Here is a 2,419-nt window from a genome sequence, read left to right as displayed (position 1 = left end):
ATTCCCACTTGGGTCTACATAGCTCACTGGATTGTTGGCGCAATATGCGTACAGGTTCAGTCCGTCTCCCCGGTAGGTATCTTCTTGGGTAAAGCGTCCGATTACTGGGTTATAGTATCTGGCTCTCAGGTAATACTGCTGGCTGATGGGGTCGAGCTGTTGGCCGTTGAACTGGAAGCGGTTTTCGACTCGTTCTTCGCTTTCGGTTACATTGCCCCAGGCATCGTATTCGTAGCGGTTGAGGACTTCGTCTTGCTCCGTTACATGGGTGATGCTTCCCATTTCATCGCTTGCATAGTGGTAGTAGGTCTTGGCGCTTTCTGCGTCGGAAGCTAACAGGATATCGGAACGGATGTAGCGTTTCGTTTCTGCTTTCGATTCTTCTGTTATGACCTCGGTACCTCGGAAGATAAACTGAACCAGATTTCCATTCTCCTCCATTTCATGACGCAGTCCCTCTGGGTCATAATGATTGATCTGGATATTACCGTCAAAGGTTTCTACCTGGCTTGTCCGATGAAAGGCATCATACGTGTCTATGTAGGTACACCTCATAGAACATCACTAACTTATTCCCGCCAATATACACAGTATCAGTATGAATTTATGGTTGAATTAACGGTTATAAAATACATTCACAAATTATGATATTTATTTTCATACCATCTTAATTTATGCTATTTTAACCCATATATAATTCTAAATCATCTCTAACTTCCATCAAAATAAAACCTAATAAATTTGTTCCACTCCATACTAAGGGGTTTTTTATATCTGTGGCATTTTCATCAAGTCCAATTCCCCATATCAGATCTACTGGGCTTGCTTCTACTAAAATTTTATTATTGGTTGACAATAAATAATTTTTCAAATCCTCATTTTGCACAAATTTTTCATAGTTCCCTCTTTTTACTATTTCATAGCAATTATCTTTCCAAATATCTTCTCTAAATCCTTTTACTTTACGTCCTAATTCTTTAGCATATTTTGAATCTGTAGATTTTAGTATTTTTTCTCTTATCTCATAATCTTTAAATAGAAAGGCTTTCTCAGCCATCATATAGTGCTCTGCACTTTGATATTTAATACCATCTACAAAAAATAAGCAAGGCCACCATTGACTTAGGCATCTTTTATCAATTATACTTTTATCTTTTGCATGATGACCCCAAAAGAATATATATTCCATATTATTATTGCTCTCATTAAATTTATTTCTTGCCCATTCTAATGTATACTTCATAATTTAATTTCCTTATTATTAAATTCATCTTACCAAAGCCCTCAAATATTTTAAATTTGAAGGTTTTGGTTTAAACTTATTTGAATTATTTATTTATGCTTTCTGTCCATCTCTCAAAAAAATCATTTTGTTTATCACAAGATACACAACTATCAAAATCACTCTCCTCAAAAATATCAACTACATCAGCAAGTTTTGCTTGTCTTCCTAACGCTAACGAATACGCATTACGTCCACTTCCCGCATTTAGTTGCATTGCAGATGGATATACATTTTCATTACTGCCTTTACAAAGTATCTTTTCATTTCTATCTTCTAAATATCTTCTTAGCCTTTCTAGTGCATCAAAATAATTATCTGCACTAAATGCCATAGTTTGTTCTTTATACTTTAACACTATCTTAACATTATCATCTAATTGTTCATCGTATAACTCTAATTCACATTCATAAAGCTCCTTTTTATCATTTGCAATTTTTACTTTTAATATTTCATCTAACATTAATTATCCTTTCCATAATTAGGATTAGGTATTAAATCCCCAACTATCACGCCTTTTTCCTTTGAGTACGCACCTTTTATTTCTGATCTTTTAATGCCTCCTGGAATAGAAAATTCGGATTGTTCTGGAAAATATGCTTTATCCCCGTATGTTTTGTTGATATCTACATAATTATCTGTTTCTATAACATAAACGTAACCATTCTTGCCAGCAAAACCATCCCTTGCAAGATCAAATTGATCCGTTGTTGATACAAAATTACCTGCAGTTGTATTACTCTTTGTATGTAATAACGCATCATCATGGGTACCTTTTGGTTTTATACCTTCCTCAAAAACCACTTCAGGAACTGTTGTAGCACGCTCACCTCGATAGAGAGTTTTTGTTTCATCTCCGCCCGAACCCTCATTACCACCACTCACTCCAAGCTTTTTCGCCACTTCCTGCTCTTGTGATGTCAATCCACCTTTGTTTTGCTTATTTCGCAAATAGGATTCCAGTTGTCTCTGTTCCTTTTTTTCAGCCTGTCCCTGCGCCACTTTATTCATGATATTCTTCGCGGCTGTTTCGCAGATATTCCCACTTGGGTCTACATAGCTCACTGGATTGTTGGCGCAATATGCGTACAGGTTCAGTCCGTCTCCCCGGTAGGTATCTTCTTGGGTAAAGCGTCC

At 36.3% G+C, this 2,419-nt stretch carries 4 protein-coding genes; all 4 read right to left on the bottom strand.

Annotation, left to right across the window (positions count from 1 at the left end):
- On the bottom strand, positions 1-441 hold a 441-nt coding region (locus C8E03_RS21560; protein ID WP_110292088.1), incomplete at its 3' end, for an RHS repeat-associated core domain-containing protein.
- 241 nt (positions 442-682) lie between these two features.
- Entirely contained in the window at positions 683-1,243 is a 561-nt protein-coding gene (locus tag C8E03_RS21555) for an NADAR family protein (protein WP_110292087.1), read from the bottom strand.
- Positions 1,244-1,328: 85 nt separating this feature from the next.
- Positions 1,329-1,745 carry a hypothetical protein gene (locus C8E03_RS21550; protein WP_110292086.1) on the bottom strand — a complete coding sequence of 139 codons (417 nt, stop codon included), beginning with the start codon at positions 1,743-1,745 and terminating at the stop codon, positions 1,329-1,331.
- Positions 1,745-2,419: scabin-related ADP-ribosyltransferase (locus C8E03_RS21545; protein WP_278321212.1), on the bottom strand; the 675-nt coding region annotated here is incomplete at its 5' end. The genes C8E03_RS21550 and C8E03_RS21545, both read right to left, overlap by 1 nt.

Source organism: Lachnotalea glycerini (assembly GCF_003201285.1).
Classification (GTDB): domain Bacteria; phylum Bacillota; class Clostridia; order Lachnospirales; family Lachnospiraceae; genus Lachnotalea; species Lachnotalea glycerini.
This window is presented reverse-complemented; position numbering and strand designations above follow the sequence as displayed.